24 protein-coding genes are annotated in these 25,282 nt (G+C 70.0%); 19 read left to right on the top strand and 5 right to left on the bottom strand.

The window, feature by feature from the left end:
* The first annotated feature begins 66 nt into the window (after nucleotides 1-66).
* The 4 genes from QTI45_RS19820 to QTI45_RS19805 are packed head-to-tail and all read left to right on the top strand — an operon-like array spanning nucleotide 67 to nucleotide 4,293.
* Nucleotides 67-1,920, top strand: coding sequence for a DUF1800 domain-containing protein (locus tag QTI45_RS19820; RefSeq protein WP_286655599.1), 1,854 nt, complete (start codon nucleotides 67-69; stop codon nucleotides 1,918-1,920).
* 11 nt (nucleotides 1,921-1,931) lie between these two features.
* Complete coding sequence (locus QTI45_RS19815) at nucleotides 1,932-3,407, top strand: DUF1501 domain-containing protein (RefSeq protein ID WP_286655598.1); 1,476 nt, start codon at nucleotides 1,932-1,934, stop codon at nucleotides 3,405-3,407.
* 41 nt (nucleotides 3,408-3,448) lie between these two features.
* Nucleotides 3,449-3,799: a GFA family protein gene (locus QTI45_RS19810; protein WP_286371704.1), complete on the top strand. Its 351-nt coding sequence runs from the start codon at nucleotides 3,449-3,451 to the stop codon at nucleotides 3,797-3,799.
* A complete protein-coding gene (locus QTI45_RS19805) occupies nucleotides 3,796-4,293 on the top strand; it encodes a GFA family protein (RefSeq protein ID WP_286655597.1) in 498 nt (165 codons plus the stop codon). Before QTI45_RS19810 ends, QTI45_RS19805 begins: the two co-directional genes overlap by 4 nt.
* Here the strand turns inward: QTI45_RS19805 and QTI45_RS19800 are convergent.
* Nucleotides 4,274-5,101: an IclR family transcriptional regulator gene (locus QTI45_RS19800; RefSeq protein ID WP_286655596.1), complete on the bottom strand. Its 828-nt coding sequence runs from the start codon at nucleotides 5,099-5,101 to the stop codon at nucleotides 4,274-4,276. The genes QTI45_RS19805 and QTI45_RS19800 overlap by 20 nt on opposite strands.
* Nucleotides 5,102-5,217: 116 nt before the next feature.
* Between QTI45_RS19800 and QTI45_RS19795 the strand changes: the two genes are divergently transcribed.
* The 7 genes from QTI45_RS19795 to QTI45_RS19765 all read left to right on the top strand — a co-directional run bounded on the left by QTI45_RS19795 (nucleotide 5,218) and on the right by QTI45_RS19765 (nucleotide 13,347).
* Nucleotides 5,218-6,177: an MBL fold metallo-hydrolase gene (locus QTI45_RS19795; RefSeq protein ID WP_286371701.1), complete on the top strand. Its 960-nt coding sequence runs from the start codon at nucleotides 5,218-5,220 to the stop codon at nucleotides 6,175-6,177.
* 4 nt (nucleotides 6,178-6,181) lie between these two features.
* Entirely contained in the window at nucleotides 6,182-7,861 is a 1,680-nt protein-coding gene (locus tag QTI45_RS19790) for an FAD-dependent oxidoreductase (protein ID WP_286655595.1), read from the top strand.
* A 6-nt stretch (nucleotides 7,862-7,867) separates the two neighbouring features.
* Nucleotides 7,868-8,059, top strand: coding sequence for a DUF2783 domain-containing protein (locus tag QTI45_RS19785; protein ID WP_286371699.1), 192 nt, complete (start codon nucleotides 7,868-7,870; stop codon nucleotides 8,057-8,059).
* A gap of 19 nt (nucleotides 8,060-8,078) precedes the next feature.
* Nucleotides 8,079-9,383 (top strand): homogentisate 1,2-dioxygenase, encoded by a 1,305-nt coding sequence (hmgA, locus tag QTI45_RS19780; protein WP_286655594.1) that lies wholly within the window; start codon nucleotides 8,079-8,081, stop codon nucleotides 9,381-9,383.
* Nucleotides 9,380-10,654 carry a fumarylacetoacetase gene (gene fahA, locus QTI45_RS19775; protein WP_286655593.1) on the top strand — a complete coding sequence of 425 codons (1,275 nt, stop codon included), beginning with the start codon at nucleotides 9,380-9,382 and terminating at the stop codon, nucleotides 10,652-10,654. Before hmgA ends, fahA begins: the two co-directional genes overlap by 4 nt.
* 11 nt (nucleotides 10,655-10,665) lie before the next feature.
* The gene (locus QTI45_RS19770) at nucleotides 10,666-11,217 is read left to right on the top strand and encodes a GrpB family protein (protein ID WP_286655592.1); all 552 of its coding nucleotides are present in this window, start codon (nucleotides 10,666-10,668) and stop codon (nucleotides 11,215-11,217) included.
* 78 nt (nucleotides 11,218-11,295) lie between these two features.
* Nucleotides 11,296-13,347: a S9 family peptidase gene (locus tag QTI45_RS19765; RefSeq protein ID WP_286655591.1), complete on the top strand. Its 2,052-nt coding sequence runs from the start codon at nucleotides 11,296-11,298 to the stop codon at nucleotides 13,345-13,347.
* A 7-nt stretch (nucleotides 13,348-13,354) separates the two neighbouring features.
* On the opposite strand, the gene QTI45_RS19760 is transcribed toward QTI45_RS19765, so the two are convergent.
* Both QTI45_RS19760 and QTI45_RS19755 read right to left on the bottom strand, forming a co-directional pair.
* A complete protein-coding gene (locus QTI45_RS19760; protein WP_286371694.1) occupies nucleotides 13,355-13,804 on the bottom strand; it encodes an acyl-CoA thioesterase in 450 nt (149 codons plus the stop codon).
* Nucleotides 13,805-13,840: 36 nt separating this feature from the next.
* Complete coding sequence (locus QTI45_RS19755) at nucleotides 13,841-14,755, bottom strand: LysR family transcriptional regulator (RefSeq protein WP_286655590.1); 915 nt, start codon at nucleotides 14,753-14,755, stop codon at nucleotides 13,841-13,843.
* A 132-nt stretch (nucleotides 14,756-14,887) separates the two neighbouring features.
* On the opposite strand from QTI45_RS19755, the gene gtdA reads away from it, so the two are divergent.
* The 7 genes from gtdA to QTI45_RS19720 all read left to right on the top strand — a co-directional run bounded on the left by gtdA (nucleotide 14,888) and on the right by QTI45_RS19720 (nucleotide 22,319).
* Nucleotides 14,888-15,925: a gentisate 1,2-dioxygenase gene (gtdA, locus tag QTI45_RS19750; RefSeq protein WP_286655589.1), complete on the top strand. Its 1,038-nt coding sequence runs from the start codon at nucleotides 14,888-14,890 to the stop codon at nucleotides 15,923-15,925.
* Nucleotides 15,926-15,991: 66 nt separating this feature from the next.
* Nucleotides 15,992-16,696 (top strand): fumarylacetoacetate hydrolase family protein, encoded by a 705-nt coding sequence (locus tag QTI45_RS19745; protein ID WP_286655588.1) that lies wholly within the window; start codon nucleotides 15,992-15,994, stop codon nucleotides 16,694-16,696.
* Between the two features lie 16 nt (nucleotides 16,697-16,712).
* The gene (locus QTI45_RS19740) at nucleotides 16,713-17,936 is read left to right on the top strand and encodes a 3-hydroxybenzoate 6-monooxygenase (RefSeq protein WP_286655587.1); all 1,224 of its coding nucleotides are present in this window, start codon (nucleotides 16,713-16,715) and stop codon (nucleotides 17,934-17,936) included.
* Nucleotides 17,937-17,977: 41 nt separating this feature from the next.
* Nucleotides 17,978-18,961: a Bug family tripartite tricarboxylate transporter substrate binding protein gene (locus QTI45_RS19735; RefSeq protein WP_444813293.1), complete on the top strand. Its 984-nt coding sequence runs from the start codon at nucleotides 17,978-17,980 to the stop codon at nucleotides 18,959-18,961.
* 70 nt (nucleotides 18,962-19,031) lie between these two features.
* Nucleotides 19,032-20,012, top strand: a complete 981-nt coding sequence (locus QTI45_RS19730; protein ID WP_286655586.1) for a Bug family tripartite tricarboxylate transporter substrate binding protein — start codon at nucleotides 19,032-19,034, stop codon at nucleotides 20,010-20,012.
* Nucleotides 20,009-21,355: an FAD-dependent oxidoreductase gene (locus QTI45_RS19725; RefSeq protein WP_286655585.1), complete on the top strand. Its 1,347-nt coding sequence runs from the start codon at nucleotides 20,009-20,011 to the stop codon at nucleotides 21,353-21,355. The genes QTI45_RS19730 and QTI45_RS19725 overlap by 4 nt, the downstream gene beginning before the upstream one ends.
* Nucleotides 21,356-21,434: 79 nt before the next feature.
* Nucleotides 21,435-22,319 (top strand): acyl-CoA thioesterase, encoded by an 885-nt coding sequence (locus QTI45_RS19720; RefSeq protein WP_286655584.1) that lies wholly within the window; start codon nucleotides 21,435-21,437, stop codon nucleotides 22,317-22,319.
* Here the strand turns inward: QTI45_RS19720 and QTI45_RS19715 are convergent.
* On the bottom strand, nucleotides 22,316-23,350 hold the full coding sequence (locus QTI45_RS19715) for a GlxA family transcriptional regulator (protein ID WP_286371686.1): 1,035 nt from the start codon (nucleotides 23,348-23,350) through the stop codon (nucleotides 22,316-22,318). The two genes, QTI45_RS19720 and QTI45_RS19715, sit on opposite strands and share 4 nt — an antisense overlap.
* Before the next feature lie 96 nt (nucleotides 23,351-23,446).
* Here QTI45_RS19715 and QTI45_RS19710 point away from each other — a divergent pair, with 96 nt between their 5' ends.
* The gene (locus tag QTI45_RS19710; RefSeq protein WP_286655583.1) at nucleotides 23,447-24,769 is read left to right on the top strand and encodes a tetratricopeptide repeat protein; all 1,323 of its coding nucleotides are present in this window, start codon (nucleotides 23,447-23,449) and stop codon (nucleotides 24,767-24,769) included.
* Nucleotides 24,770-24,779: 10 nt separating this feature from the next.
* On the opposite strand, the gene atpE is transcribed toward QTI45_RS19710, so the two are convergent.
* The gene (gene atpE / locus QTI45_RS19705; protein WP_286371684.1) at nucleotides 24,780-25,022 is read right to left on the bottom strand and encodes a F0F1 ATP synthase subunit C; all 243 of its coding nucleotides are present in this window, start codon (nucleotides 25,020-25,022) and stop codon (nucleotides 24,780-24,782) included.
* Between the last annotated feature and the right edge of the window lie 260 nt (nucleotides 25,023-25,282).

Here is a 25,282-nt window from a genome sequence, read left to right as displayed (position 1 = left end):
CAAAGCGCGGGCACGCCATTTGCCTCATCAGGAACGGCGCGTCCGCGTCGTGGAGTGAGGAGTCCCATGGTGGAAGACATCGCAACCGGCCGCGCCGAAGCGGCCGACGAGGCATTGCGCGCGCGCGAAATCGCGGCAGCGCCACCCGGCGGGGAGGCGTCCCCTCCGTTCGCGCTGGCTGCGGCCCTGGCGGCATCGGCCGCCGCGCTGGCGGCTTGCGGCGGGGGCGGCGGCGGCAGCGGCGGCGCAGGCATGAGCCTGGCCGGGCTCGGCGGCTCGAGCACGGTACAGGCCGGCTCGCTGACCGCGCTGGCCAACACGCCGACCGCGCAGACCTACGTCTACACGCAGGCCAAGACCGACGACGAGGCCGCGCGCTTCCTGCTGCAGTCGCAGTTCTCGGCCTCGGAAGCGGACATCGCGGCCGTTCGCAGCAAGGGCTACCTGCCCTGGCTCGGCGAGCAGGTCGACCGCCCGGCCGAGCAGGGCGGGCGCGACTGGATCCTGAGCAAGCCCTACAACACGGTCAACAGCGACGACATGATCTGGAACCAGCTCATGACCTCGCCCGACGGCTTTCGCAAGCGCATGGCGCTGGTGTTCACCGAGATCTTCGTGGTCTCGCGCAACGACATCGGCTCGAACTGGGCCGAGCACATGATGGCCCAGTACTGGGACACGCTGGTGGCCGGCGTCACGACCAACTTCCGCAAGCTGCTGGAAGACGTGTCGCTCAATCCGGCGATGGGCTTCTACCTCAACACCAAGGGCAACCAGAAGGAGAACGCCCAGGGCCGCCAGCCGGACGAGAACTATGCACGCGAGGTCATGCAGCTCATGACCATCGGGCTCTACCAGCTGGAGGCCGACGGCAGCGTGAAGACCGGCAGCGACGGCGTGCCGCTCGACAGCTACAGCCAGGACGACGTGACCAACCTGGCGCGCGTCTTCACCGGCTACGACCTCGACATCCGGGCCGACGAGAAGAACGGAACGCCGGGTGCCTTCACCCCGCCGGGCGGCACCGGCACGATCGAGAGCAGCGCCTGGACCTCGCGGCCGATGGCGCTCACCGCGTCCCGTCACTCGACGCTCGAGGCCCGCTTCCTCGGCGCCACGGTGCCGGGCGGCACCGAAGGCAAGGCGGCGCTGAAGATCGCGCTCGACACGCTCTTCGGCCATCCCAATGTCGGCCCCTTCATCTGCAAGCAGCTGATCCAGCGGCTGGTCACCAGCAATCCGAGTCCGGCCTACGTGAAGCGCGTGTCGGATGTGTTCGCGGACAACGGCGGCGGCGTGCGCGGCGACATGAAGAGCGTCTTCGCGGCGGTGCTGCTCGACAACGAGGCGCGCAGCCCGGCCGGGCTCTCGGACCCCAACTTCGGCCGCCTGCGGGAGCCGATGCTGCGCCTGGCGCAATGGGCGCGGACCTTCGGTGCCGGCTCCACCAGCGGCAACTGGAAGGTCGGCGACCTGTCCCGGCCCAATGACCAGCTGGGCCAGAGCCCGCTGCGCTCGCCGTCGGTGTTCAACTTCTTCCGGCCCGGCTACGTGCCGCCTTCGACCGCGCTCGCCGCCTCCAGGCTGGTCGCACCCGAATTCCAGCTGGTCAACGAGACCAGCGTGGGCGGCTACCTGAACTTCCTGCAGAGCAACGTGCTGCCCAAGAGCACCGGCCGGGACGTCAACGCGGCCTACGCGAGCGAGCTGGCGCTGGTGCTCGACCCGGCGGCGCTGGTGCAGCGGCTGAACCTGCTGCTGACCGGCAACCAGCTGTCCGCGGCCACCCAGGCGCTGATCACCAGTGCGTTGGCCAACCCGCCGGTGAACGGCGGGAGCTCCGACGCCGTCAAGCTCAACCGCGTCTATGCCGCGGTGCTGCTGGTGATGGCTTCGCCCTCCTACCTGATCCAGAAATAAGGGACGTCGCGATGTACCTGATCGACCCCGCCGCGCACACGCGCCGTGCCTTCCTGCGCCGCTCGGGCCAGCTCGCCATGGCCGGCACCGCCCTGCCGTTCGCCCTCAATCTCGCGGCGATGGGCGAAGCCGCGGCGCAGGCCGCGCCCGGTGACGACTACAAGGCGCTGGTCTGCGTCTTCCTGTTCGGCGGCAACGACTATGCGAACACGGTCGTCACCTATGACGACCCGAGCTACAACGCCTACAGCCAGATCCGGTTGCCGCAGGCCTCGGGCGGCATCGCGATCGCCAAGGAGGCGCTCGCCGGCACGCTGCTGGTGCCGAGCGTGCCGCTGCCGAACGGCCGCCAGTACGCGCTGCACCCGGCGATGACGCAGCTCGCCGGCCTCTTCAACAACGAAGGCAAGGTGGCGGTGCAGCTCAACGTCGGGCCGCTGGTGGTGCCGCTCACGCGGGCCCAGTACAACAACAGCAACAAGAAGCTCTATCCGCAGCCGCCCAAGCTGTTCTCGCACAACGACCAGCAGTCGACCTGGCAGTCGTCCTCGCCCGAGGGCTCGACGGTCGGCTGGGGCGGCAACGTGGGCGACCTGATGATCGACCAGCGGCAGAACACCAACTCGCTGTTCACCTGCATCTCGGTGGCGGGCAACGCGGTGTTCCTGTCGGGCGACCAGGCGCTGCAATACCAGGTCAGCACGGGCGGCGCGGTCGGCATCCGGAGCATCAAGGACACGACGACCTTCGGCTCGAGCAGCGTCAAGGCGGCGATGGCCCAGCTGGCCCAGGAGACCCGCAGCCACGCGATGGAGAACGAGTACAACAAGGTCACCAAGCGCGCGGTCGAGGCCGAGACCACGGTCACCGCGGCGATCGCGCCCGCGACCTTCGCCACCGACACCTTCGCCGGCCTCAACACCGGCCTGGCGAACCAGCTCAAGATGGTGTCGCGCATCATCCGCGGCCGCTCCACGCTGGGCGCCAAGCGGCAGGTGTTCTTTGTCTCGATGGGCGGCTTCGACCTGCACGACAACCTGATCTCCAACCAGGTCAACCTGATGCAGCAGCTCAGCGACGCGCTGGCCGCCTTCCATCGGCAGATGGTCGCGCAGGGCATGGCCGACAAGGTCACGGCCTTCACCGCCTCGGATTTCGGCCGCACGCTGGCCAGCAACGGCGACGGCTCCGACCATGGCTGGGGCGGCCACCACTTCGTCGTCGGCGGCGCGGTCAACGGCAAGAAGATCTACGGCACGCCGCAGGTGGTGAGCATCGACAACGATTCCAAGCTCGCGGGCTACGAAGGCCACGTGGGGCAGGGCCGGCTGATCCCCAGCACCTCGGTCGACCAGTACGGCGCCACGCTCGCCAAGTGGTTCGGCGTGCCCGACGCGGACCTGCCGGGCATCCTGCCGAACCTGAAGAACTTCGGCGGCAACTTCAACGGCATCGAGTACCCGAAGAACATTGGATTCATGGCCTGAGGCGGTGTAATCTCCGTCGCGCCAATGCACGGAGACGCCCCATGATCTACCAGGGAAGCTGCCATTGCGGCCGGATCGCCTTCAACGTCGAGGGCGAGATCCAGGGCGCGCTCGCCTGCAACTGCTCGATGTGCCAGCGCAAGGGCTCGCTGCTGTGGTTCGTCCCGCGCGCGCGCTTCACGCTGAACACGCCCGAGGACGACAACCTCGGCACCTATCTGTTCAACCAGCACGCGATCCGGCACCGCTTCTGCAAGACCTGCGGCATCCATCCCTTCGCCGAGGCGACCGACCCCAAGGGCCAGCCGACCATGGCGGTCAACATCCGCTGCCTGGAGGGCATCGCGCTCGATGCGGTGCCGGTGCAGCACTACGACGGACGTTCGCGATGAGCGCATCCGGGACCGGCGCATCGGATCCGTTCCCGGTCGAGGGCGGCTGCAGCTGCCGGGCGGTGCGCTATCGCATGGCCACGCGGCCCTTGTTCGTGCATTGCTGCCACTGCCGATGGTGCCAGCGCGAGAGCGGCTCCGCCTTCGCCCTCAACGCGATGATCGAGGCCGACCGCGTCGAACTGCTCGCAGGCGAGATCGAACGCCTGCGCATCCCGTCGGCCAGCGGCAAGGGCCAGACGGTGGTGCGCTGCACCCGCTGCTGCATCGCGCTGTGGAGCCACTACGCGGGAAGCGGCGAGGCGGTCGCCTTCGTGCGTGTCGGCACGCTCGACGATCCGGACCTGCTGCCGCCCGACATCCACATCTTCACGATGTCGAAGCAGCCCTGGGTGCCGCTGCCGCCGGGCGCGGCGGCGGTGAGGGAGTACTACCGGCGCTCCGAGTACTGGCCGGTGGAGAGCGTCGAGCGGTTCAAGGCCTTGAAAGGGTAGCCCCGAGCCGCGCGGACACCTGGTCGGCGCAAGCCTTGAGCGCCACCGCGATCTCGCCGTCCCAGCGCGTGTCGAAGATGGCCGCCGGCCCGATCGCGGTGACCGCGAGCACGATCGCGCCGGTGTGGTCGAAGACCGGCGCCGACATCGCGCACACGCCGGGCAGGATCTCGCCTTCCGAGCGGCTCAGCCCGTGGGCGCGCACCTCGTGCAATTGCGCCTCGAAATCCTTCCAGCCCGGCAGCGGCTGCACCGGCGGCATGCCGCGCTGTGGCGGCGCCACCGGGGCTTTTTGTTCGCGCTGGCGTTCCTCTTCGAGCAGGCGCTTGACCACGGCCGAGTCCAGGTACGCACCGAACAGCCGGCCCGACGCGGTGTTGGTCAGCGAGAACACCGTCCCGTGGCGCATGTTCACGTGCAGCGGCGCCGGCGATTCGGCGATCCGCACGATGGTGGCGCCGCGGTCGCCCCAGACCGCGATCGCCGCCGTGTGGCCGATCTGCTGCGCCAGCTCGGCGATCAGCGGCGTCGCGATATGCACCGGGTTGGCCTGCTGCAGGCTGATCAAACCCAGTTGCAAGGCCAGCGGTCCAAGCAGATAGTGGCCGGTGGTGCGGTCCTGCTCGATCAGCCCGAGGCGGCCGAAGCTGACCATGTAGGGATGCGCCTTGGCGGCGGACATCTCGGCCTCGCGCGCCAGGTCCTTGAGCGCCATCGGCCGGCCGTGGTGCACCAGGGCGCGCAGCAGCTGGCCGCCCACCTCGATGCTCTGGATGCCGCGCTGCGCGCGATCGGACTCAGCCGCCATGGTGTTTTGTCATTCGTTGATACAGAAGGCATTAGACATTAACTGATCCTCGAATTACACTCCGTGCATTCGTTCCATGCGAATCAATTCACTTTAGACAAATCAGGAGACCCGCGATGTCCGAGACCAAGAAGTTCGCCAGCCAGGCCGATCTCGAAGAAAAGAAGATCAGCTTCAGCCAGATTTCCGAGCATGCCTGGGCCTACACGGCCGAAGGCGACCCGAACACCGGGATCATCATCGGCGACGACGCGGTGCTGGTGGCCGACACCCAGGCCACGCCGGCGATGGCGGCCGACGTGATCCGCCGCATCCGCGAGGTGACCGACAAGCCGATCAAGTACGTGGTGCTGACCCACTACCACGCGGTGCGGGTGCTGGGCGCGAGCGCCTACGGGGCCGAGCACATACTGGCGAGCCAGGACACCTACGACCTGATCGTCGAGCGCGGCGAGCAGGACAAGGCCAGCGAGATCGGCCGTTTCCCGCGCCTGTTCGCGGGCGTGGAGACCGTGCCGCCCGGCATGACCTGGCCGACCATGACCTTCACCGGCAAGATGACGCTGTGGCTGGGCAAGCTCGAAGTGCAATTGCTGCAGCTGGGCCGCGGCCACACCAAGGGCGACACGGTCGTCTGGCTGCCAGGAGAAAAGGCGCTTTTGTCAGGCGACTTGGTCGAGTTCGGCGCCACCCCCTATGCCGGCGATGCCTACTTCAAGGACTGGCCCAAGACGCTCGAGAACCTCGCCGCGCTCAAGCCCAAGGCGCTGGTGCCCGGCCGCGGTGCCGCGCTCACGACGCCTGAAGAAGTGGCCAAGGGCCTGGACGAAACACGCGCGTTCATCTCGGACATGTACGCCAATGTCCAGAAGGGCGTCGCCGCCGGCAAGGACCTGAATGCGGTCTACAAGGACACCTACGCAGCGTTGAAGCCCAAGTACGGCCACTGGGTGATCTTCGACCACTGCATGCCCTTCGACGTCACCCGCTGCTACGACGAAGCCACGAAGTACACCGACCCGCGCATCTGGACTGCCGAGCGCGACATCGAAATGTGGAAGACGCTCGAAGGCTGAAGCCATGCAGGGCCTCGCATCGCACGACGCGGCGCCGGTCGACTACCAGTCGCTGCGCTTCGATTACAGGCGGCACCCCGACCAGGATGCCGCGACACCGGTCCGCCACCCGGTGGTGGTGGTCGGCGCCGGCCCGGTGGGCCTGGCGCTGGCGATCGACCTCGCCCAGCGGCAGGTGCCGGTGGTGCTGCTCGACAACGACTGCACCCTGTCGACCGGCTCGCGCGCAATCTGCTTCGCGAAGCGCACGCTGGAGATCTTCGACCGTTTGGGCTGCGCCGGGCGCATGGTCGACAAGGGCGTGTCCTGGAATGTGGGCCGCGTGTTCTTCGGCGACGAGCAGGTCTACAGCTTCGACCTGCTGCCGGAGACCGGCCACGAACGCCCGGCCTTCATCAACCTGCAGCAGTACTACGTCGAGGGCTACCTCGCGGAGCGCGCCGCCGAGCTGCCGCTGATCGACCTGCGCTGGAGCAGCAAGGTGGTCGGCATCGAGCAGGACGCCGGCCGGGCGCTGCTGACCATCGAGACCCCCGAGGGCGAGTACCGCCTGGCGGCCGGCTACGTGGCCGCCTGCGATGGCTCGCGCTCCAGCCTGCGGCAGCTGCTGGGCCAGGAGGCCAAGGGCCGCGTGTTCCGCGACCGCTTCCTCATCGCCGACGTCAACATGGACGCCGACCTGCCGACCGAGCGCCGCTTCTGGTTCGATCCGCCTTTTCATCCGAAGCAGAGCGTGCTGCTGCACAAGCAGGCCGACGGCATGTGGCGGGTCGACTTCCAGCTCGGCTGGGACGCTGATCCGGTCGAAGAGCGCAAGCACGAGAACATCATCCCGCGGGTGCGCGCGCTGCTCGACAGCATCGGCCACGAAGGCGTGAAGTTCGACATCGGCTGGGCCAGCGTCTACACCTTCGCCTGCCAGCGCATGGAGCGCTTTCGCCACGGCCGGGTGCTGTTCGCGGGCGACTCGGCGCATGGCGTGTCGCCCTTCGGCGCGCGCGGTGCCAACTCGGGCGTGCAGGACGCCGACAACCTGGCCTGGAAGCTGGCCGCGGTGCACCAGGGCGAGGCGCCCGACGCGCTGCTCGACAGCTATGCCAGCGAGCGCGAATACGCGGCCGACGAGAACATCCGCAACTCGACCCGCGCCACCGACTTCATCACGCCCAAGAGCGAGGTCAGCCGGCTGTTCCGCGATGCGGTGCTGGAACTGTCGAAGCGCCACGCCTTCGCGCGGGCGCTGGTCAACAGCGGCCGGCTGTCGGTGCCGAGCACCTTGCGCGAGTCGGTGCTGAACACGCCCGACGTCGATGCCTTCGAGGGGCCGATGGTGCCCGGCGCCGCGGCGGCCGATGCGCCGATCGCCGACGCCGGCGGCCACGGCGGCTGGCTGCTGCGCTCGCTGAGCCCCGCTGGTGCTGCGAAGACGAAGTTCACCGCGCTGGTCTTCGGCGAGGGTGCAGAGGCCGACCGCAGCCTCGATGCACTGGCGCGCGCCGACCGGCCGCTGCACGTCGTGCGCCTCGCGGACGACCGCGCCGGCGAACTGGCGGCGCGGCGCTACGACGCCCGGCCCGGCACCGTCTACCTGCTGCGGCCCGACCAGCATGTCTGCGCGCGCTGGCGCGCGCCCACTCCCGAGGCCGTGCGCGCCGCGTGCGACCGTGCATTGTCGAAGGCATAGAACGCCATGGACCTGATCACCACCCCGAACCTCGATGCGCCCGACGACTTCTACGAGGCGCTGATCGAAGCCCACCAGGGCCTCACGAGCGACGAGAGCCATGCCTTCAACGCCCGCCTGGTGCTGGTGCTGGCCAACCACGTCGGTTCGACCGCCGTGCTGCGCCAGGCCTTCGAGGCAGCTGCGTCATCCCGTTGAAACTGAAAGAGATCCCATCATGACGATCGCATCCGCGGCCGAGCGCCGCTACCAGGTCGGCTTCGGCAACGAGTACGCCACCGAAGCCATCGCCGGCGCCCTGCCGCAGGGCCGCAACAGCCCGCAGCGCGCGCCTTTCGACCTCTATCCCGAGCTGATCTCGGGCACCGCCTTCACGGCGCCGCGCCACGAGAACCGGCGCACCTGGCTGTACCGGCGCCAGCCCTCGGTGGTGGCCGGCCGCTACCAGCCCTACGCGCAGGCCCGCTGGAGCACCGGCGCCGATCGCGAGATCGCCCTGCCGCCCGAGCCGCTGCGCTGGGCGCCGATCCCCTTCGGCGGCGAGGAGGTCGATTTCATCGACGGCATGCACACGCTGGCGGCCAACGGCGATGCCGAGGCGCAGACCGGCATCGGCGCCCTGGTCTACCTGGCGAGCCGCTCGATGGAGCGCCGCGCCTTCGTCAACGCCGACGGCGAGATGCTGGTGGTGCCGCAGCAGGGCCGTCTCGTAATCACCACCGAGATGGGCGTGCTCGACGTCAAGCCCGGCGAGATCGCGCTGCTGCCGCGCGGGGTCGTGTTCAAGGTCGAGCTGCCCGACGGGCCTTCGCGCGGCTACGTCTGCGAGAACTACGGCGCTCAGTTCCGGCTGCCCGAGCTGGGCCCGATCGGCTCCAACGGCCTGGCCAACGCGCGCGATTTCCAGGCGCCGGTGGCGGCCTTCCAGGATGCGAGCGTGGCCTACGAGCTGGTCAAGAAGTCGGGCGGCCGCTTCTGGTCGGCGCCGACCCGGCATTCGCCCTTCAACGTGGTCGCCTGGCACGGCAACCTGGCGCCGGTGAAGTACGACACGGCCAACTTCATGACCATCGGCTCGATCAGCTTCGACCATCCCGATCCGTCGATCTTCACGGTGCTGACTTCGCCTTCGGACACGCCGGGCACCGCCAACTGCGACTTCGTGATCTTCCCGCCGCGCTGGCTGGTCATGGAAGACACCTTCAGGCCGCCGTGGTATCACCGCAACCTCATGAGCGAGTTCATGGGCCTGGTCTATGGCGAGTACGACGCCAAGCCCGGCGGCTTCAAGCCGGGCGGCGCCAGCCTGCACAACTGCATGGTGCCGCACGGCCCCGACGAGGAAGCCTTCGACAAGGCCAGCCATGCCAAGCTGGCGCCGCAGAAGCTCGACAACACGCTGGCTTTCATGTTCGAGAGCCGCTTCCGATTCATCCCGACCGGGTACGCGATGCAAAGCCCCGCGCTCGACCAGAACTACGCCGACTGCTGGGCCGGCCTCCAGGACCACTTCAAGCCATGAACACCACGCTCAACGCCACCCACGATCCGAAGCTGCGCAGCTGGGTCGCCTCGGCCAACCAGGCCGGCTGCGACTTCCCGATCCAGAACCTGCCCTTCGGCCGCTTCAGCCACGGCGCCGACGCGGCACCGCGCATCGGCGTCGCGATCGGCGACCGGATCCTCGACCTGCGCCGCGCCGGACTGATCGACACCGACGACATGAACGCGCTGATGGCGGCCACGCCCGAGAAGCGCTCGGCGCTGCGGGCGCTGATCTCCCAGGGGCTGGCCGAAGGCAGCGCGCGGCAGCCGGAATGGGAGCAGGCCCTGGTCAGCCAGTCGGCGGCCACGATGCATGTGCCCTGCCGCATCGGCGACTACACCGACTTCTACACCAGCGTGCACCACGCGACCACGGTCGGCAAGCAGTTCCGCCCGGACAACCCGCTGCTGCCGAACTACAAGTGGGTCCCGATCGGCTACCACGGGCGGGCCTCGTCGATCGGTGTCAGCGGCCAGCGCTTCAAGCGGCCGCAGGGCCAGACCAAGGCGCCGGACGCCGCCGTGCCGAGCTTCGGCCCGTCGAAGCGGCTGGACTACGAACTCGAGCTCGGCTGGTTCGTGGCCCAGGGCAATGCGCAGGGCGAGCCCGTCGGCATGGGCGCGGCCGAGGCGCATCTGTTCGGCGTGACGCTCTTCAACGACTGGTCGGCGCGCGACATCCAGGGCTGGGAGTACCAGCCGCTGGGCCCGTTCCTGTCGAAGAACTTCGCCAGCACGCTCTCGCCCTGGCTGGTCACGACCGAGGCCCTGGCGCCCTTCCGCGCCGCCTTCGAGCGCCCGGCTGACGATCCGCAGCCGCTGGCCTACCTGGACTCGGAGGCCAATCGCTCGCAGGGCGCGTTCTCGATCGAGCTGGAGGTGCTGCTGCAGACCGCGAAGATGCGCGAGGCGGGCGAGGCGCCGCATCGCTTGTCGAAAACCAACAGCACCCGCGCCGCCTACTGGACGCCGGCCCAGCTGATCGCCCACCACACGGTGAACGGCTGCAACCTGCAGCCCGGCGACCTGCTCGGCTCGGGCACCTTGTCGGGCCCGGAGGCGATCGAGGCCGGTTCGCTGATGGAGCTCACCGGCGGCGGCAAGCAGCCGATGCGGCTTCCCAACGGCGAGCAGCGCAGCTTCCTGGAGGACGGCGACACGCTCGTCATGCGCGGCTGGTGCGAGCGCCCCGGTGCGGTGCGCATCGGCCTCGGCGAAGTCAGCGGAACGGTGCTGGCGGCGGGCTGATCCTCTGCCAGATGAAGATCGAGCGATTCGACGAAGGGCTCGAGCACCGGCACATCGTGCCGTACGACCCCGTCTACGCCGAGGTCTTCCTCGCGCTCAGGGGGCATGCGCAGGCCTGCCTGGAGGGTGTCGAGCTGGTGCACATCGGCAGCACGGCCGTGCCGGAGCTGCGCGGCAAGCCCATGATCGACATTGCGGCCATCACGTCCCGAGCGAGCCTGCGCGAGGAGCAGCAGGCCTTCGAGCGTGCCGGCTTCCATCGTCGGCCGGTGTGGGTCGACAAGGACGACAAGCCCTATGTCTGCGCCTCGGTCCTGCATCGGGGACGGCGCTTCAACATCAACCTCCACATCTGCCACGAGGGAGATCCGGTCCACAAGGACTCCCTGGCCTTCATCGACATCCTCAACCGGCGCCCGGACCTGCGGCGAAAGTACGAGCGGGCGAAGGATCGGGCCCATGCCATCGATCCCGCCGACCCGCAGGTCTACAACCGCGAGAAGGAGGCGGTGATCAAGGAGATCGAGGCGCTGATTCCAGGCCTGCTCCCGCCGGCAGCGTGAGGTGAACGCCGGCCCGTGTCGTCCCATGTCGGCCACAATTCCGGCGCACAACAATCGACACCGAAGAGGGAGACAAGCATGGTTCTCGGATTGCGCCGGCTGGCCGTCATGGCGGCTGCGGCGGCCGCGCTGGCGCTGGCCGCCTGCTCGACCGCGCCCACCGCCCCCGTGCTGGTCGCGGCCCAGGACGGCGGTGCGCTGCCGCCGCTGGTGCCGATGCGGCGTTTCGTCGCCAACATCGACTACGTCGACGGCCATGTGCTGTCGCCCGACGGCCGCCGGCTGCTGTGGGTGCAGACCGTCGGCACCGACGTCGGGCTCGCGCTTCGCGCCAGTGCCGATGCGGCGTCGATCAGCGGCCCCGCCGTCAAGTCCTTCGCCACCGGCACCTTGGCCCGTCCCTTCGTTTCGGGCCCGACCTATTCGTGGCTGCCCGACAGCCGGCACGTGGCCTACCTGAAGGATTTCAGCGGCGACGAGAACACCCAGTTCTTCGTGCTCGACAGCGACAACCCGGACGGCAGGCCCTGGGCCGTGACGCCGTGGCCCGGCGTGCGCTCGGCCTATGTGGCGCGCGGCGCACCGGGCAGCGCGCGCTTCTTCTTCGCCAGCAACCGGCGCGACCGCAGCGAAATGGACCTGTTCGAGGCCGACGCCGCCACACGCACCGTGCGCGAGGTGGCGCGCAGCGAGGGCGACGGGCGGGTACTGGCCTGGTTCATCGGCACCGACCAGCAGCTCGCCGGGCGCATCCGTCAACTGGGCAGCGTCGACGGTTCGGACGAAGCACTCGAGCTCAGGAAACCCGACGGCAGCTGGCAGCGGCTGCGCACGGTGAAGGCCTTCGACTTCTTCTGGCCGCACCGCATCGACCTGCAGGGCGGCCGCCTCTGGGCCATGACCAACATCGGCCGCGACAAGGGCGCGCTGGTGGAAGTCGACCTGGCCACCGGCCAGGAGCGGGTGCTGGCCGAGAGTGCCGAGGTCGATCTCGACGGCGCCCAGTACCCGCCGATCCAGGGGGCGCCCTACGCCTATTCGATGGAGCCGGGCCTGCCCCGCTTCGTGTACCTCGACCCGGCGCTCGGCGCCGACGTCGCCCAGGCGGTGCGGACCGCGCGCGACCGGGGCTGGCTGGATGCCGAACCGGTGCTGACACGACCTTCGAGCATGGCCGACGGCGCGAGGCAGGTGGTGCTGCGCGCCGCGACCGGCGACGAGGCGGTCGAAATGCTGCTGGACCGCGACAGCGCCCGGCTCACCCGCCTGACCCCGCCGCGCAAACCCGGACCGGACCTGTTCCTGCCGATGGAGCCCTTCGCCTTCCGGACCTCCGACGGGCTCACGGTCCATGGCTACGTGGTTCGGCCGCGCGGCGTCGAGGGCCCGGCGCCGCTGGTGGTCGACATCCATGGCGGTCCCTGGGTGCGGGACCGGTGGCAGGGCGCCGGCTTCACGAACACGCAGATGCTGGCCAATCGCGGCTACGCGGTGCTCAAGGTCAACTACCGGGGCTCCAGCGGCTATGGGCGCGCCTTCATGCTGGCTGGCGCGCTCGAATACAACGGCCGGATCCAGCGCGACATTGCCGAGGCGGTGCAGTGGGCGATCGGCGAGGGCATCGCGGACCCGCAGCGGCTGGCGGTCTTCGGCGGCAGCTTCGGAGGCTTCTCGGTGCTGGCCCAGCTGATCCAGAAACCGCACGACTACCGCTGCGGCATCGACCTCGTCGGCGTTGCCAACTGGCCGCGCGTGATCGAGAACTGGCCGCCGTTCTGGCGCAACCGCCATTACTTCGCGATGACCTACGGCGATGTAGCCAAGCCCGACGAGCGCGCGGCGATGCTCGCCAACTCGCCGATCTCGCAGATCGACCGCATCACGGCGCCGCTGCTGGTGGTCCACGGCAGCAACGACGTCCGCGTGCTGCGCCAGGACTCCGACGAGGTGGTGGCCGAACTGCAGCGGCTCGGCCGGCCGGTGCGCTACATGAGCTTCGCCGACGAGGGCCACAGCGTGCGCAAGTGGCGCAACCGGCTGGCGCTCTGGCGCGAGGTCGAGGACACGCTGGCCGGCTGCCTGGGCGGCCGCAGCAACGGCTTCGACTACTACCAGCTGATGCCGCGCTGACCGGACCCTAACTCGCAGCCGCGGCCGCCCGGGCCGCCTCCAGATGCGCCCGGGCCCGCTCGGCCAGCGCCATCTCGCCGGGCGTGCCGGGGGTGAAGGTGTCGACCGGCAGGGTGCGACCGTGCGAATCGACCGAGACGAAGACCACCAGGCACTCGGTGGTCTTGTGCATGTCGCCGCCCTTCATGTCGCCGCTGCGCACCTCGACCGAGATGTTCATGCTGCTGTTGCCGGTGTAGGCGAGGCGGGCCTCGACCTCGACCAGGTCGCCGATCATGATCGGGCGATGGAAGCGGATGCTGCCGATGAAGACCGTGACGCAGTAGCGCTTGGACCAGCTGGTGGCGCAGGCGTAGCCGGCCTCGTCGATCCATTTCATGACAGTGCCGCCGTGCACCTTGCCGCCGAAATTGACGGTGCTGGGTTCGGCCAGGAAGCGCAGGGTGATGGACGACATGGTTGGCCCGGGCGAGGAGTGGATCGAGGACGCCGATTATGCGAGCGCCGCGGCGTTTCGGGGCGCGAACAGCTGCGCCACCGTGCGCCGCAGCCACATGTTGCCGGCGTCGGCGTGGAAGCGCTCGTGCCAGTGCTGCTTGACCGCGTACGAAGGCAGCGCGAAGGGCGGCTCCAGCAGCCGCACCGGCTCCTGCGTGGCCAGCACCTCGCCGAGGATCCGCGGCACGATCACGATCAGCTCGGTGTGGGCCACGATCCGCGCCACGCTCAGGAAGCTGGACAGGCGCACCACCACGTTGCGCTCCAGCCCGAGGCGGGCGATGGTCTTGTCGACGATCGCGTGGCCGGTCCCCGACGAGGAGATCACCGCGTGCGCCTCGGCCTCGAAGCGCCGGCGGGTGAGCCGGACGCCGATGCGCGGATGGTTCTGCGCCGCCAGGCAGACGAAGTTCTGCATGAAGAGCGTCTGCTGGTAGAAGCCGGCGTCCAGCTGCGGCATGAAGCCGACCGCGAGGTCGACCTCGCCGTCCTCCAGCCGGCGTCCGCTGTCGGTCGAGATGATCTCGGTCTCGAGGTGCACGCCTGGCGCCTGGCGCCGCAGGTGGTCGAGCAGGCCCGGCAGCAGCACCACCTCGCTGATGTCGGTCATGCAGATGCGGAAGCTGCGCCGCGCCTCGGCCGGCGCGAAGCCGGCGCGGCTGCCGCGGGCCTGGTCGAGCTGGGCCAGCACCTCGCGCACGTGGTGGACCAGCCGCTGCGCGTACGGCGTGGGCTGCATGCCCTGGGCGGTGCGCACGAACAGGCGGTCGTCGAAGTGGGCGCGCAGCTTGTTGAGCATGGTGCTGGCCGCCGCCTGCGCCAAGCCCAGGCGATCGGCCGCCTTCGAGACGCTGCCGGTCTTGTAGACCTCGTCGAAGACCGAGAGCCATTCGAGGTCGAGCTTGGACATGGGATTTCCGGTGGGTGGGAGGCCCACCATTATCCAAAAACGTTATTCGAGGTATTGGCGGCAAGGCTTGAGCAAATAGTGGTCCGGGCCAACAATCCGTGCCTCGGCGCCCGCCGCCAGGAGACAAGCCCCATGAACGAACGCCGCGACTACTACGAGCGCATCCGCCCGCTGAACCTGACCCCGCTGTGGGAGTCGCTGCACGCGCTGGTGCCGCGCGAGCCGCAGACGCCCTGCGTGCCGGCGCTGTGGCGCTACGACGAGATCCGCCCGCTGCTGATGGAGTCGGCGGCGCTGATCACCGCCGAGGAGGCGGTGCGCCGCGTGCTGGTGCTCGAGAACCCGGCGATCCCCGGCCGCTCGTCGATCACGCAGTCGCTCTATGCCGGGCTGCAGCTGATCATGCCGGGCGAGGTCGCGCCCTCGCACCGCCACGTGCAGTCGGCGCTGCGCTTCATCGTCGACGGCAAGGGCGCCTACACCACGGTCGGCGGCGAGCGCACCACGATGCATCCGGGCGACTTCATCATCACGCCCTCGTGGGCCTGGCACGACCACGGCAACGAAGGCATCGAGGGCGCCAGCGAGCCGGTGGTCTGGCTCGACGGCCTGGACATCCCGATGATCCGCTTCTTCGACGCCGGCTTCGCCGAGAACGACGATGCCCGCTCGCAGCAGGTGGCGCGGCCCGAAGGCCACAGCCTGGCGCGCTTCGGCCACAACATGGTGCCGGTGCGCCACGACCACGCGTCGCCGACTTCGCCGATCTTCAACTACCCCTATGCGCGCAGCCGCGAGGCGCTGGCGCAACTGCAGCGGCAGGAAGCGCCCGACGCCTGGCTGGGCCACAAGCTGCGCTACGTCAACCCGCTGACCGGTGGCTCGCCGATGCCGACCATCGCGACGAATCTGCAACTGCTGCCGGCCGGCTTCGGCGGCAAGCCGCACCGCGCCACCGACGGCGCGGTCTACAGCGTGGTCGAGGGCCGCGGCACGGCAGAGATCGGCGGCCAGTGCTTCGCCTTCGGGCCGCGCGACACCTTCGTCGTCCCTTCCTGGGCGCCGCTGCGCCTCGCGGCCGCCGACGAGGTGGTGCTGTTCAGCTTCTCCGATCGGCCGGTCCAGCAGGCGATGGGCGTGCTGCGCGAAGCCTTCCTCGACAACGCCTGATTCCCCCGGCTGCCGCGGGCGGCCATTTCTCCATTCCCATGGCCGCCGCGCGCGGCAGGAGCTCCCATGTCCTTCGTTCTTCCGCCCCCGGCCATCGTCGGCCTTCCGATCGCCGGCAGCACCGAACTGTTTCCGGTGCGCCGCGTCTACTGCGTCGGCCGCAACTACGCGGCCCATGCGCGCGAGATGGGCTTCGACCCCGACCGCGAGCCGCCCTTCTTCTTCTGCAAGCCGAACGACGACGCCTCGGTGGTGCCGGTGCCCGCGGGCCGCACGGTGGCCATCCCCTATCCGGCCCTGACCGCCAACTACCACTACGAGGCCGAGCTGGTGGTGGCGATCGGCGAGGGCGGCCGCGACATCGCGGTCGACGATGCGCATCGCCACATCTGGGGCTACGCGGTCGGCCTCGACATGACGCGCCGCGACCTGCAGATGAAGATGCGCGAGCAGGGCCGGCCGTGGGAGATCGGCAAGGCCTTCGACTTCTCGGCCCCGGTGGGCGTGCTGCGCCCGCGGGCCGCGATCGGCGAGATGGCGACGGGCGCGATCACGCTCGAAGTCGATGGCGAAGTGCGCCAGAAGAGCGACATCCGCAACCTGATCTGGTCGGTCGGCGAAGTCATCGCCAACCTCTCGACCCTGTTCGCGCTGCAGCCCGGCGACCTCGTCTTCACCGGCACGCCCGAGGGCGTGGGCGCGGTGCAGCGTGGGCAGACGATGAAGGTGCGCATCGACGGCCTCGAGCCGATCTCGGTGCGCGTCGACTGATCCGAAGGGAGCGATCATGAGCCTCTCGAACGGGAACAAGCCCTCCGTGCTGCTGGTCGGCGGCGGCATCGGCGGCCTCGCCGCGGCGCTGGCGCTGGCGCGCCTGGGCATCGGCGTCGACCTGCTGGAGCAGAGCGCCGCCATCGGCGAGATCGGCGCCGGCCTGCAGCTCGGCCCCAACGCCTTCGCGGCGCTCGATGCGCTCGGCGTGGGCGAGGCGGTGCGGCGCGGCTCGGTGTTCACCGACCGGCTGGTGATGATGGACGCGGTCGACTGCAGCGAGGTCGGCTCGGTGCCGGTCGGCGAGGCCTACAGGGCGCGCTTCGGCAACCCCTATGCGGTGAGCCACCGGGCCGACCTGCACGGCGCCATCCACGAAGCCGTGAAGCGGCAGCCGCTGATCCGCTTCCATACCTCGGCCCAGGTCGAGGCGCTGGAGCTCGGCGAGCGCGGCGTGACCGCGGTCACGCGCGATGGCCGTCGCTTCGGCGCCGACGGCATCGTCGGCTGCGACGGCGTCAAGTCGGTGGTGCGCGCCAAGCTCATCGGCGATGCGCCGCGGGTCTCGGGCCATGTGGTCTACCGCGCCGTGGTGCCGGCGGCCGACATGCCCGAGGACCTGCGCTGGAACGCACCGGTGGTCTGGGCCGGCCCGAACTGCCACCTGGTGCACTACCCGCTGCGCCAGGGCGAGCAGTACAACCTGGTCGTCACCTTCCACAGCCGCGAGCGCGAGCAGTGGGGCGTCAGCGAAGGCAGCAAGGACGAGGTGATGTCGTACTTCGAGGGGGTGCACGCGCGCCCGCGGCAGCTGCTCGACCGCCCCACCTCCTGGCGCCGCTGGAGCACCGCCGACCGCGAGCCGGTCGCCACCTGGAGCGAGGGCCGGGCCACGCTGCTGGGCGATGCCGCGCATCCGATGATGCAGTACCTGGCACAGGGCGCCTGCATGGCGCTGGAAGATGCGGTCACGCTGGGCGCCGCGGTCGAGGCCTGCGACTTCGACCTGGGCGCGGCCTTTCGTCTCTACGCCGAGGCCCGCGTGGCACGCACCGCGCGCGTCGTGCTGTCGGTGCGCGAGATGGGCCGGATCTACCACGCCAAGGGCGTCGAGCGGCTGGTGCGCAACAGCCTCTGGGTCGGCCGCACGCCCGAGCGCTTCTACGACGCGGTCGAGTGGCTCTATGGCTGGAACCCCGCGCATTGCCTGGACGACGCGCGAGTCGCGGTGGCGGCCTGATAAAAACGCCGGATCCTTTTTCACAATCACGAGACAAACAAATGAAATCCCTCCTTTCACTGGTCGCCGCCGGCGCCATGGCCCTGCTTTCCACCAGCGCGGCGGCCCAGGCGCCGGCCGCGGATTTCCCGACCAGGCCGGTCACGATCGTCACGCCCTTCGCGGCCGGCAGCGGCCCCGACGCGGTGCTGCGGCTGATCTCCGACAAGCTCGGCCGGCTCTGGAACCAGCGCGTGCTGGTCGACAACAAGCCCGGCGGCGGCGGCTTCATCGCGATCGAGCAGGTGCGTCGCGCGGCGCCCGACGGCTACACGCTGCTGCAGCTCGACAGCGAGCACGTCGCCGCCCTGCCGCACCTCTACAAGTCGCGCAACTTCGTGACGCTGCAGCATTTCGACCCGGTGGCCTCGCTGTTCCGAACGCCCTTCTTCGTCGCCGTGCCGACCGACTCGCCGTGGAAGAACATGAGCGACCTGGTCGCTGCCGCCAAGGCGAAGCCGGGGCAGCTCAGCTACGGCTCGTGGGGCGTCGGCAGCCCCGGCCACCTGGGCGCCCAGCAGCTCGAGGCGCTGACCGGCACCCAGATGCAGCACGTGCCCTACCGCGAGGTCTCGCAGCTGTTCGCCAACGTCGGCTCGGGCGAGGTGGCCTGGAGTTTCGCCAGCCTGCCGTCGAGCCAGGGGATCTACAAGGCCGGCAAGCTGCGCTACATCGCGATCGCGGCACCCAAGCGCATCCCGCAGATGCCCGAGGTGCCGACCATGGCCGAGTCCGGCGGTCCGGCCGGGCTGGAGGTCAACTCCTTCGTCTCGCTGCTGACGCCGAAGGGCGTGCCGGCCGCGATCCGCATGAAGATCAACGCCGATGTCGCCAAGGTCATCGCCGACCCCGAGATCCGGGCCCGCTTCGACACCTTCGCCTTCGAGCCGCTGGCCTGGTCGCCCGAAGAGATCGAGCGCAACGCCGAGGCGAAATCGAAGGTCTACGGCGAACTCGTGAAGCGCGGCAACATCAGCCTCGAATGAGAGCGCGATGACGTCTGGTTACAAGACGGGGCTATCCTTGGGTTCCCCAATTTCCCTCGACCGAGTTTCCATGCACCCCTCCAAGAGAGCCTTCCTGATCGCTGCCGCCTGCGGCGTCGGCGCCGCTGTCCTGCCCTTCGCCGCTTCGGCGCAGGCCGCGGCCTGGCCGACCAAGCCGATCCGGCTGATCGTCGGCTTCCCGGGCGGCTCGACCCCCGACATCGCGGCGCGCACCATCGCCGAGCCGCTGGCCAAGGCCCTCGGCCAGCCGGTGGTGGTCGACAACAAGCCCGGCGCCTCGGGCAACATCGCGGCCGACCAGGTGGCCAAGGCGACCGACGACCACACGCTGGGCATCGTCATCAACGGCAACCTGACCTCGTCGAAGATGCTGTACCCGAAGCTGCCCTACGACCCGGGCAAGGACTTCAGCTACCTGTCGCTGATCGCCACCGCGCCGCTGGTGCTGGTGAGCCAGGGCGGCCTGCCCGCGGGCGCCGCCTTCTTCGACGCCGCGCGCAAGGGCGGCGACAAGTGGAGCTACGGTTCGGTCGGCGTCGGCTCGGTCGGGCATCTCGGCATGGAGCTGCTCAAGAGCAAGGTGCCGGGCCTGAAGGCCGAGCACGTGCCCTACCAGGGCAATCCGCAGGTCATGACCGACCTGATCGGCAACCAGATCCAGATGGCGCTGATTCCGCCGGGCGTGGCGCTGCCGCAGGTCAAGGCCGGCAAGGTCAAGGCGGTCGGCCTGACCAGCGGGCGCAGCACGCTGGCGCCCGACGTGCCGGCACTGTCGGATGCCGGCGTGCGCGATTTCAACCTCGAGGTCTGGACCGCGCTGGTCGGCCCCGCGAGCCTGTCGAAAACCGCGCAGGACCGCATCTCGAAGGAGCTCGCGATCGTCATGAAGTCGCCCGAAGTGCGCCAGAAGCTGTTCGAACAGGGCTGGCAGGCGGTCGGCACCTCGCCCGACGGCATGCGCGCACGCGTCAAGGAAGAGGCGGCGATCATGTCGAAGATCATCTCCACCAACGGAATCAAACTCCAGTGAGCCAGGCTGTCGTCGAGCCGCAACGCACGCTGCCGGTCTTCGGCGACTACGACGTCGTGGTGGTCGGCGGCGGGCCGGCCGGCATCGCCGCCGCGGGGAGTGCGTCGCGCCACGGCGCGCGCACGCTGCTGGTGGAGCGCTATGGCTTCCTCGGCGGCATGGGGACCGCCGGCGGCGTCACCAACTTCGCCGGCCTCTACGGCAAGCGCGAGGGCGAGATGACGCTGCTGGTGCGCGGCGTCGCCGACGAGCTGCTGGCGCGCATCGACGCCCTGGGCGGCCTCAACAAGCCGCAGGACGGCCTGCATGGCCGCATCCGCGTGCGCTCCTACGACACCTCGATCTACAAGTGCGCGGCCGACCAGCTGCTGCTGGCCGCCGGCGTGCACCTGCTGTTCCATGCGCTGGCCGCGGCCGTCGTGATGGACGGCGATCGGATCGCGGCGCTGGTGGTCGAGACCAAGTCGGGCCGCCAGGCGATCCGCGCCAATGCCTTCATCGACGCCAGCGGCGATGCCGACGTGGCGGCCTTCGCCGGCGTGCCCTTCGTGGTCGGCGACGGGCAGGGCAGCGGGCTGTTCCCGTCCACCATGTTCCGGGTCGGCCACGTCGAGGCGGAGCGGGCGCTGGCGGCGGTCGGCGAATTCAAGGCCATCAACGACCTGATGCAGCAGGCGCGCGAGCGCGACCCGGCTGCCTACAGCTTTCCGCGCGAGGGCGCGATCCTGCGGCCGCAGATCGACCCGCGCGAATGGCGCGCCAACGTGACGCAGATCCGCAATGCCGAGGGTGGCGCGATGAACGGGGTCGACGCCCGCCAGCTCAGCGACGGCGAGGTCGAGGGCCGGCGCCAGATCGGCGAGTTCTTCCGCTTCCTGAAGGCCGAGGTGCCAGGCTTCGAGCGTTCGGCCATCGTCGAGATCGCGCCCCAGGTCGGCATCCGCGAAACCCGCCGCATCGAGGGCCTGTACGCGCTGACCGGCGAGGACATCCTGTCGTCGGCCCGCTTCGGCGACAGCATCGGCATCAACGCCTGGCCGATGGAGATGCACGCGGCAGGCCGCATCGAGTGGGCCTTTCCGCGCGACGAGCGCCGCACCTACAACCAGCTGCCCTGGCGCATGCTGGTGCCGCGCGGCGTCGCCAACCTGCTGGTGGCCGGCCGCTGCGCCTCGATGACGCACGAGGGCCAGTCGGCCGCGCGCGCCAGCGGCGGCTGCTTCGTGATGGGGCAGGCCGCCGGCACGGCCGCGGCGGCGCTGGGTGCGGGCGATTTCGCGGCGGTCGACGTGCCTGCGCTGCAGCGCAGGCTGGCGGCCGACGGCGTCGACCTCGACACCTGAGCGCGGGCTGACAGCCGCGGGACAGCATCGCGGCGCGCTCTTTGCTATCGTCGCAGGCTGTCTTTTTTGCGCGCTCCCGATGATCGATCACACCACTGCCACCCGCGTCGTCGCCGAACTGGTCGACCTGATGCGCCTCGAACCGCTGGGCGACGACCGCTTCCGGGCCCAGAGCGAGGACATCGGAACCCCCGCGGTCTTCGGCGGCCAGGTGCTGGGCCAGGCCCTGATGGCCGCCAGCCGCACGGTCGAGGCCGACCGTCCGGCGCATTCGATGCACGCCTACTTCCTGCTGCCCGGCGAGCACGCGCCGATCGACTACGCGGTCGACCGCGTGCGCGACGGCCGCAGCTTCACCACCCGCCACGTGGTGGCGCGCCAGGGCGAGCGCATCATCTTCGAGATGTCGGCCTCGTTTCAGACGGTCGACGACGGCATCGACCACCAGTCGGCGATGCCGCCCGTGGCCGGTCCCGAGGGCCTGGCGAGCGAGCGCGAGCAGCGCATCGCGCTCGGCGAGCGGCTGCCCGAGCGCTGGAAGGTCAAGGGCCTCCTGCCGCACGGCCTCGAGTACCGCCGGGTCGACCCCGACGACCTGCTGACCCCCGAGGCGCGGCCGGCCGAGAACTCGCTCTGGATGCGCGCCATCGCCGCGCTGCCCGACGACCCCAACGTGCATCGCGCGCTGCTGGCCTATGCCTCCGACCACGGCCTGCTGGGCGCGGCGATGCGGCCCCACGGCCTGAGCTTCATGAGCGGCCAGGTGCGCCCCGCGAGCCTCGACCACGCGATGTGGTTCCATCGCGACTTCCGGCTCGACGACTGGCTGCTCTACAGCCTCGATTCGCCCAGCGCGAGCGGCGCCCGCGGCCTCTGCCGCGGCAGCATCTTCGCGCGCGACGGCCGGCTGGTGGCCTCCACCGCGCAGGAGGGGATGCTGCGCGTGCGCCGGGCCGGCACCTAGCCGGGTCCGGCCAGCGCCGCACGCAGGCCGCCGAAGCGCCGCCGGTACTGCGCCGGCGTCAGGTTCACGCTGCGGCGGAACAGGCGGCCGAAGAAGGCCGCGTCGTCGTAGCCGACCTCGTTGGCGATCGCCTCCAGCGCATCGCCCGTGGTCTCGAGCAGGTGCTTCGCCTCCTCGATCCGCAGCGTTTGCACGTAAGCCATCGGCGTCATGCCGGTGGCCAGCTTGAAGCGGCGCTGGAACGAGCGCTCGGCCAGTCCGCTGTGGCTCGCCATGCCGGCCACCGGGGCCGAGTGCGCGTAGTGGTCGGCGATCCACGCCTGGCAGCGGCCGATCACCGCATCCTCCACCTGGCGCGTGCTGGCCACCCGCGCGAAAGGCTGCTGGCCGACGTGGTGCCAGTCGATCAGGTTGATCCGCGCCACCTGCATCGCAGCCTCGACGCCGACGCAGCGGGCGATCAGGTAGAGCGCGAGGTCCATCCACGAACTGCCGCCGCCGGCCATCACCAGCCGCTGGCCGTCGCCTGCGGCCACCATCGCGCGCTGCGGCCGCACGCGGATGCGCGGATAGCGGCGCTGCATCAGGTCGCAGAAGGCCCAGTGGGTGGTGGCGTCCTCGTCGTCGAGCAGCCCGGCCTCGGCCAGCAGCAAGGCGCCCGAGCAGGCGGTGGCGACCAGGGCGCCGCGGGCGTGGCATTCGCGCACCCAGGCGACCTCGGCCTCGAAGCGGCCGACCGGCGGTTCGGTCGGGGCGATCATCAGCTCCGGCACGCAGATCACGTCGGGCGGTGCGAGTTCGGCGAAGCCCCGGTGGGCCTCGATCGGCACGCCGTTGGCTGCGCGCAGCACGCCGCCCTTCGCACTGACGATCACCGCCTCGATCAGCGGCGGCCCCGGGGCGCCGTCGACCACCAGCGGCCAGTCGCGGCCGGCGCCCTTGAACAGGTCGTACATGCCGTAGACCACCGAAGCCGCGCTTTCCGGCGTGACCAGGATGGCGAAGAGCGGTAGCGCGCGGCCTTGGGGCATCGGATGGCGGAATCGTCAGGGTTGTTGCGGGAATCGCTGCGGGTCTTCGGAAGCTCCGAACTTACGCTCGGAGCGTCATCGATTCAAGGAGCAGCCATGACCCTCGCCGACGCCCGCGGCCTCGCGCTATCGACCGACCGCCCTGCCTCCGTGGCCGGCTACGCGCAGGCGCTCGACCTCTTCAACAGCCTGCGGACCGATCCGGTCGCGGTGCTCCAGCCGGTGCTCGACGAGGACCCGGACTTCATCGCCGGCCACCTCCTGACGGCCGGCTTCATGCTGAGCGGCTTCGATGCCGGGCTGCTGCCGTCGGCGCGCGAGTGCCTGGCGGCGGCCAGCGGCGGCCGGCGTCGCCCGAATCCGCGCGAGCGGTCCTTCCAGGCCGCGCTGCAGCACTGGGCCGACGGCGACATGGCGCATGCCAACCGGCTGCTCGACCGCCACCTGGTCGACCATCCGCGCGACCTCTTCGCGCTGCAACTGGCACACATGAGCGACCTGGTGCTGGGCCGCTCGCAGATGCTGCGCGACCGCATCGGCCGCGTGCTCGCGCAGTGGAGCGAAGACGACGCGGGCTTCGGCTACCTGCTCGGCATGCAGGCCTTCGGCCTCGAGGAATGCAACGAGTACGCGCGCGCCGAGGCGCTCGGCCTGCAGGCGCTGGAACGCAATCCCCACGACACCTGGGCGGTGCATGCGGTGGCGCATGTGTACGAGATGCAGGGCCGGGTGGACGAGGGCATCCGCTGGCTCAGCACCGGCACCTCGCTCTGGCAGCGCGACAACGCGCTGGCGGTCCACAACTTCTGGCACCTGGCGCTGCTGCACCTGTCGAACGACGACCCGGCCTCGGCACTGGCGGTCTACGACCGCGCGATCGCGCCGGGCCCGGCCTCGATGGCGATGGACCTGGCCGATGCCAGCGCGCTGCTGTGGCGGCTCGGCCTGCGCGGTGTCGATGTCGCGGGGCGCTGGCAGTCGCTGGCGGCGCGCTGGCGCGAACAGGCCCACTGGGGCTGGTCGGTCTTCAACGATGTCCACGCCATGCTGGCGCTGGTCGGGGCGCAGGAGCACGAGGCGGCGCAAGCCGGCCGGCGTGCGATGGCCGCGGTGCCGGCGGCCGCGCCGGGGCCCTGGTGGGCCGAGGCCGGGACCGTGTGCGAGGCGGTCATGGCCTTCGGCGAAGGCCGCCATGCGCACTGCGCCGAACTGCTGCTGCCGCTGCTGCCCGATGCGCAGGGCTACGGCGGCAGCCAGGCCCAGCGCAGCCTGCTGCACCTGACCGCGATGGAGGCGGCGCGGCGGGCCGGCGATGCCGCGCTGTGGCGCGGGCTGGACAGCGAAGGCTCGGCCCGCAGGCCGGCGAGGGGACGGCCATCGGCCGTCAGCTGCGCCGCTCGCTCGCTCGCCACTGCCTGAGCGCGCAGCTTCAGCCGCGGAACGGATTGGCCGTTGCGAACCACAGGCCGATGCCGGTGGCGATGATGAACGCGCCGTCGGTCACGCCGGCGATCAGGAAGAACAGCGTCTGCAGCGTGTCCTTGAGTTCGGGCTGCCGTGCCGTGCCTTCCAGCAGCTTCGCACCCACGATGCCGATGCCGATGCAGGAACCCACGGCGGCGATGCCGATGAGGAGGGCCACTGCGAGGGGAAGGATGTCGAAGCCGTTCATGATGCTCTTTCGTTGGCCTGGGAAGTTCGGCCTGGTGGCTGCCGGCGCCCCTGCGGCTCCGGCTTGCCTCCAATGTCGCCGGGCCGGTGCGCGGCGTCGATGACCTGGGAGGTCATGGCCGGCAAGCCGCGCAGTCGCGCGCGCGACATCCGCGACATCCGTGAGCCGACGGTGTCACGGCGATGTCACCCGGCGCGGCCAACATCCGCGCCGCAACGCAGTTCGCGGTGCCTTCGCCCAACCGGCGATTCAAGCAACAT

This window comes from Variovorax saccharolyticus (genome assembly GCF_030316765.1).
GTDB classification, from domain to species: domain Bacteria; phylum Pseudomonadota; class Gammaproteobacteria; order Burkholderiales; family Burkholderiaceae_C; genus Variovorax; species Variovorax saccharolyticus.
This window is presented reverse-complemented; position numbering and strand designations above follow the sequence as displayed.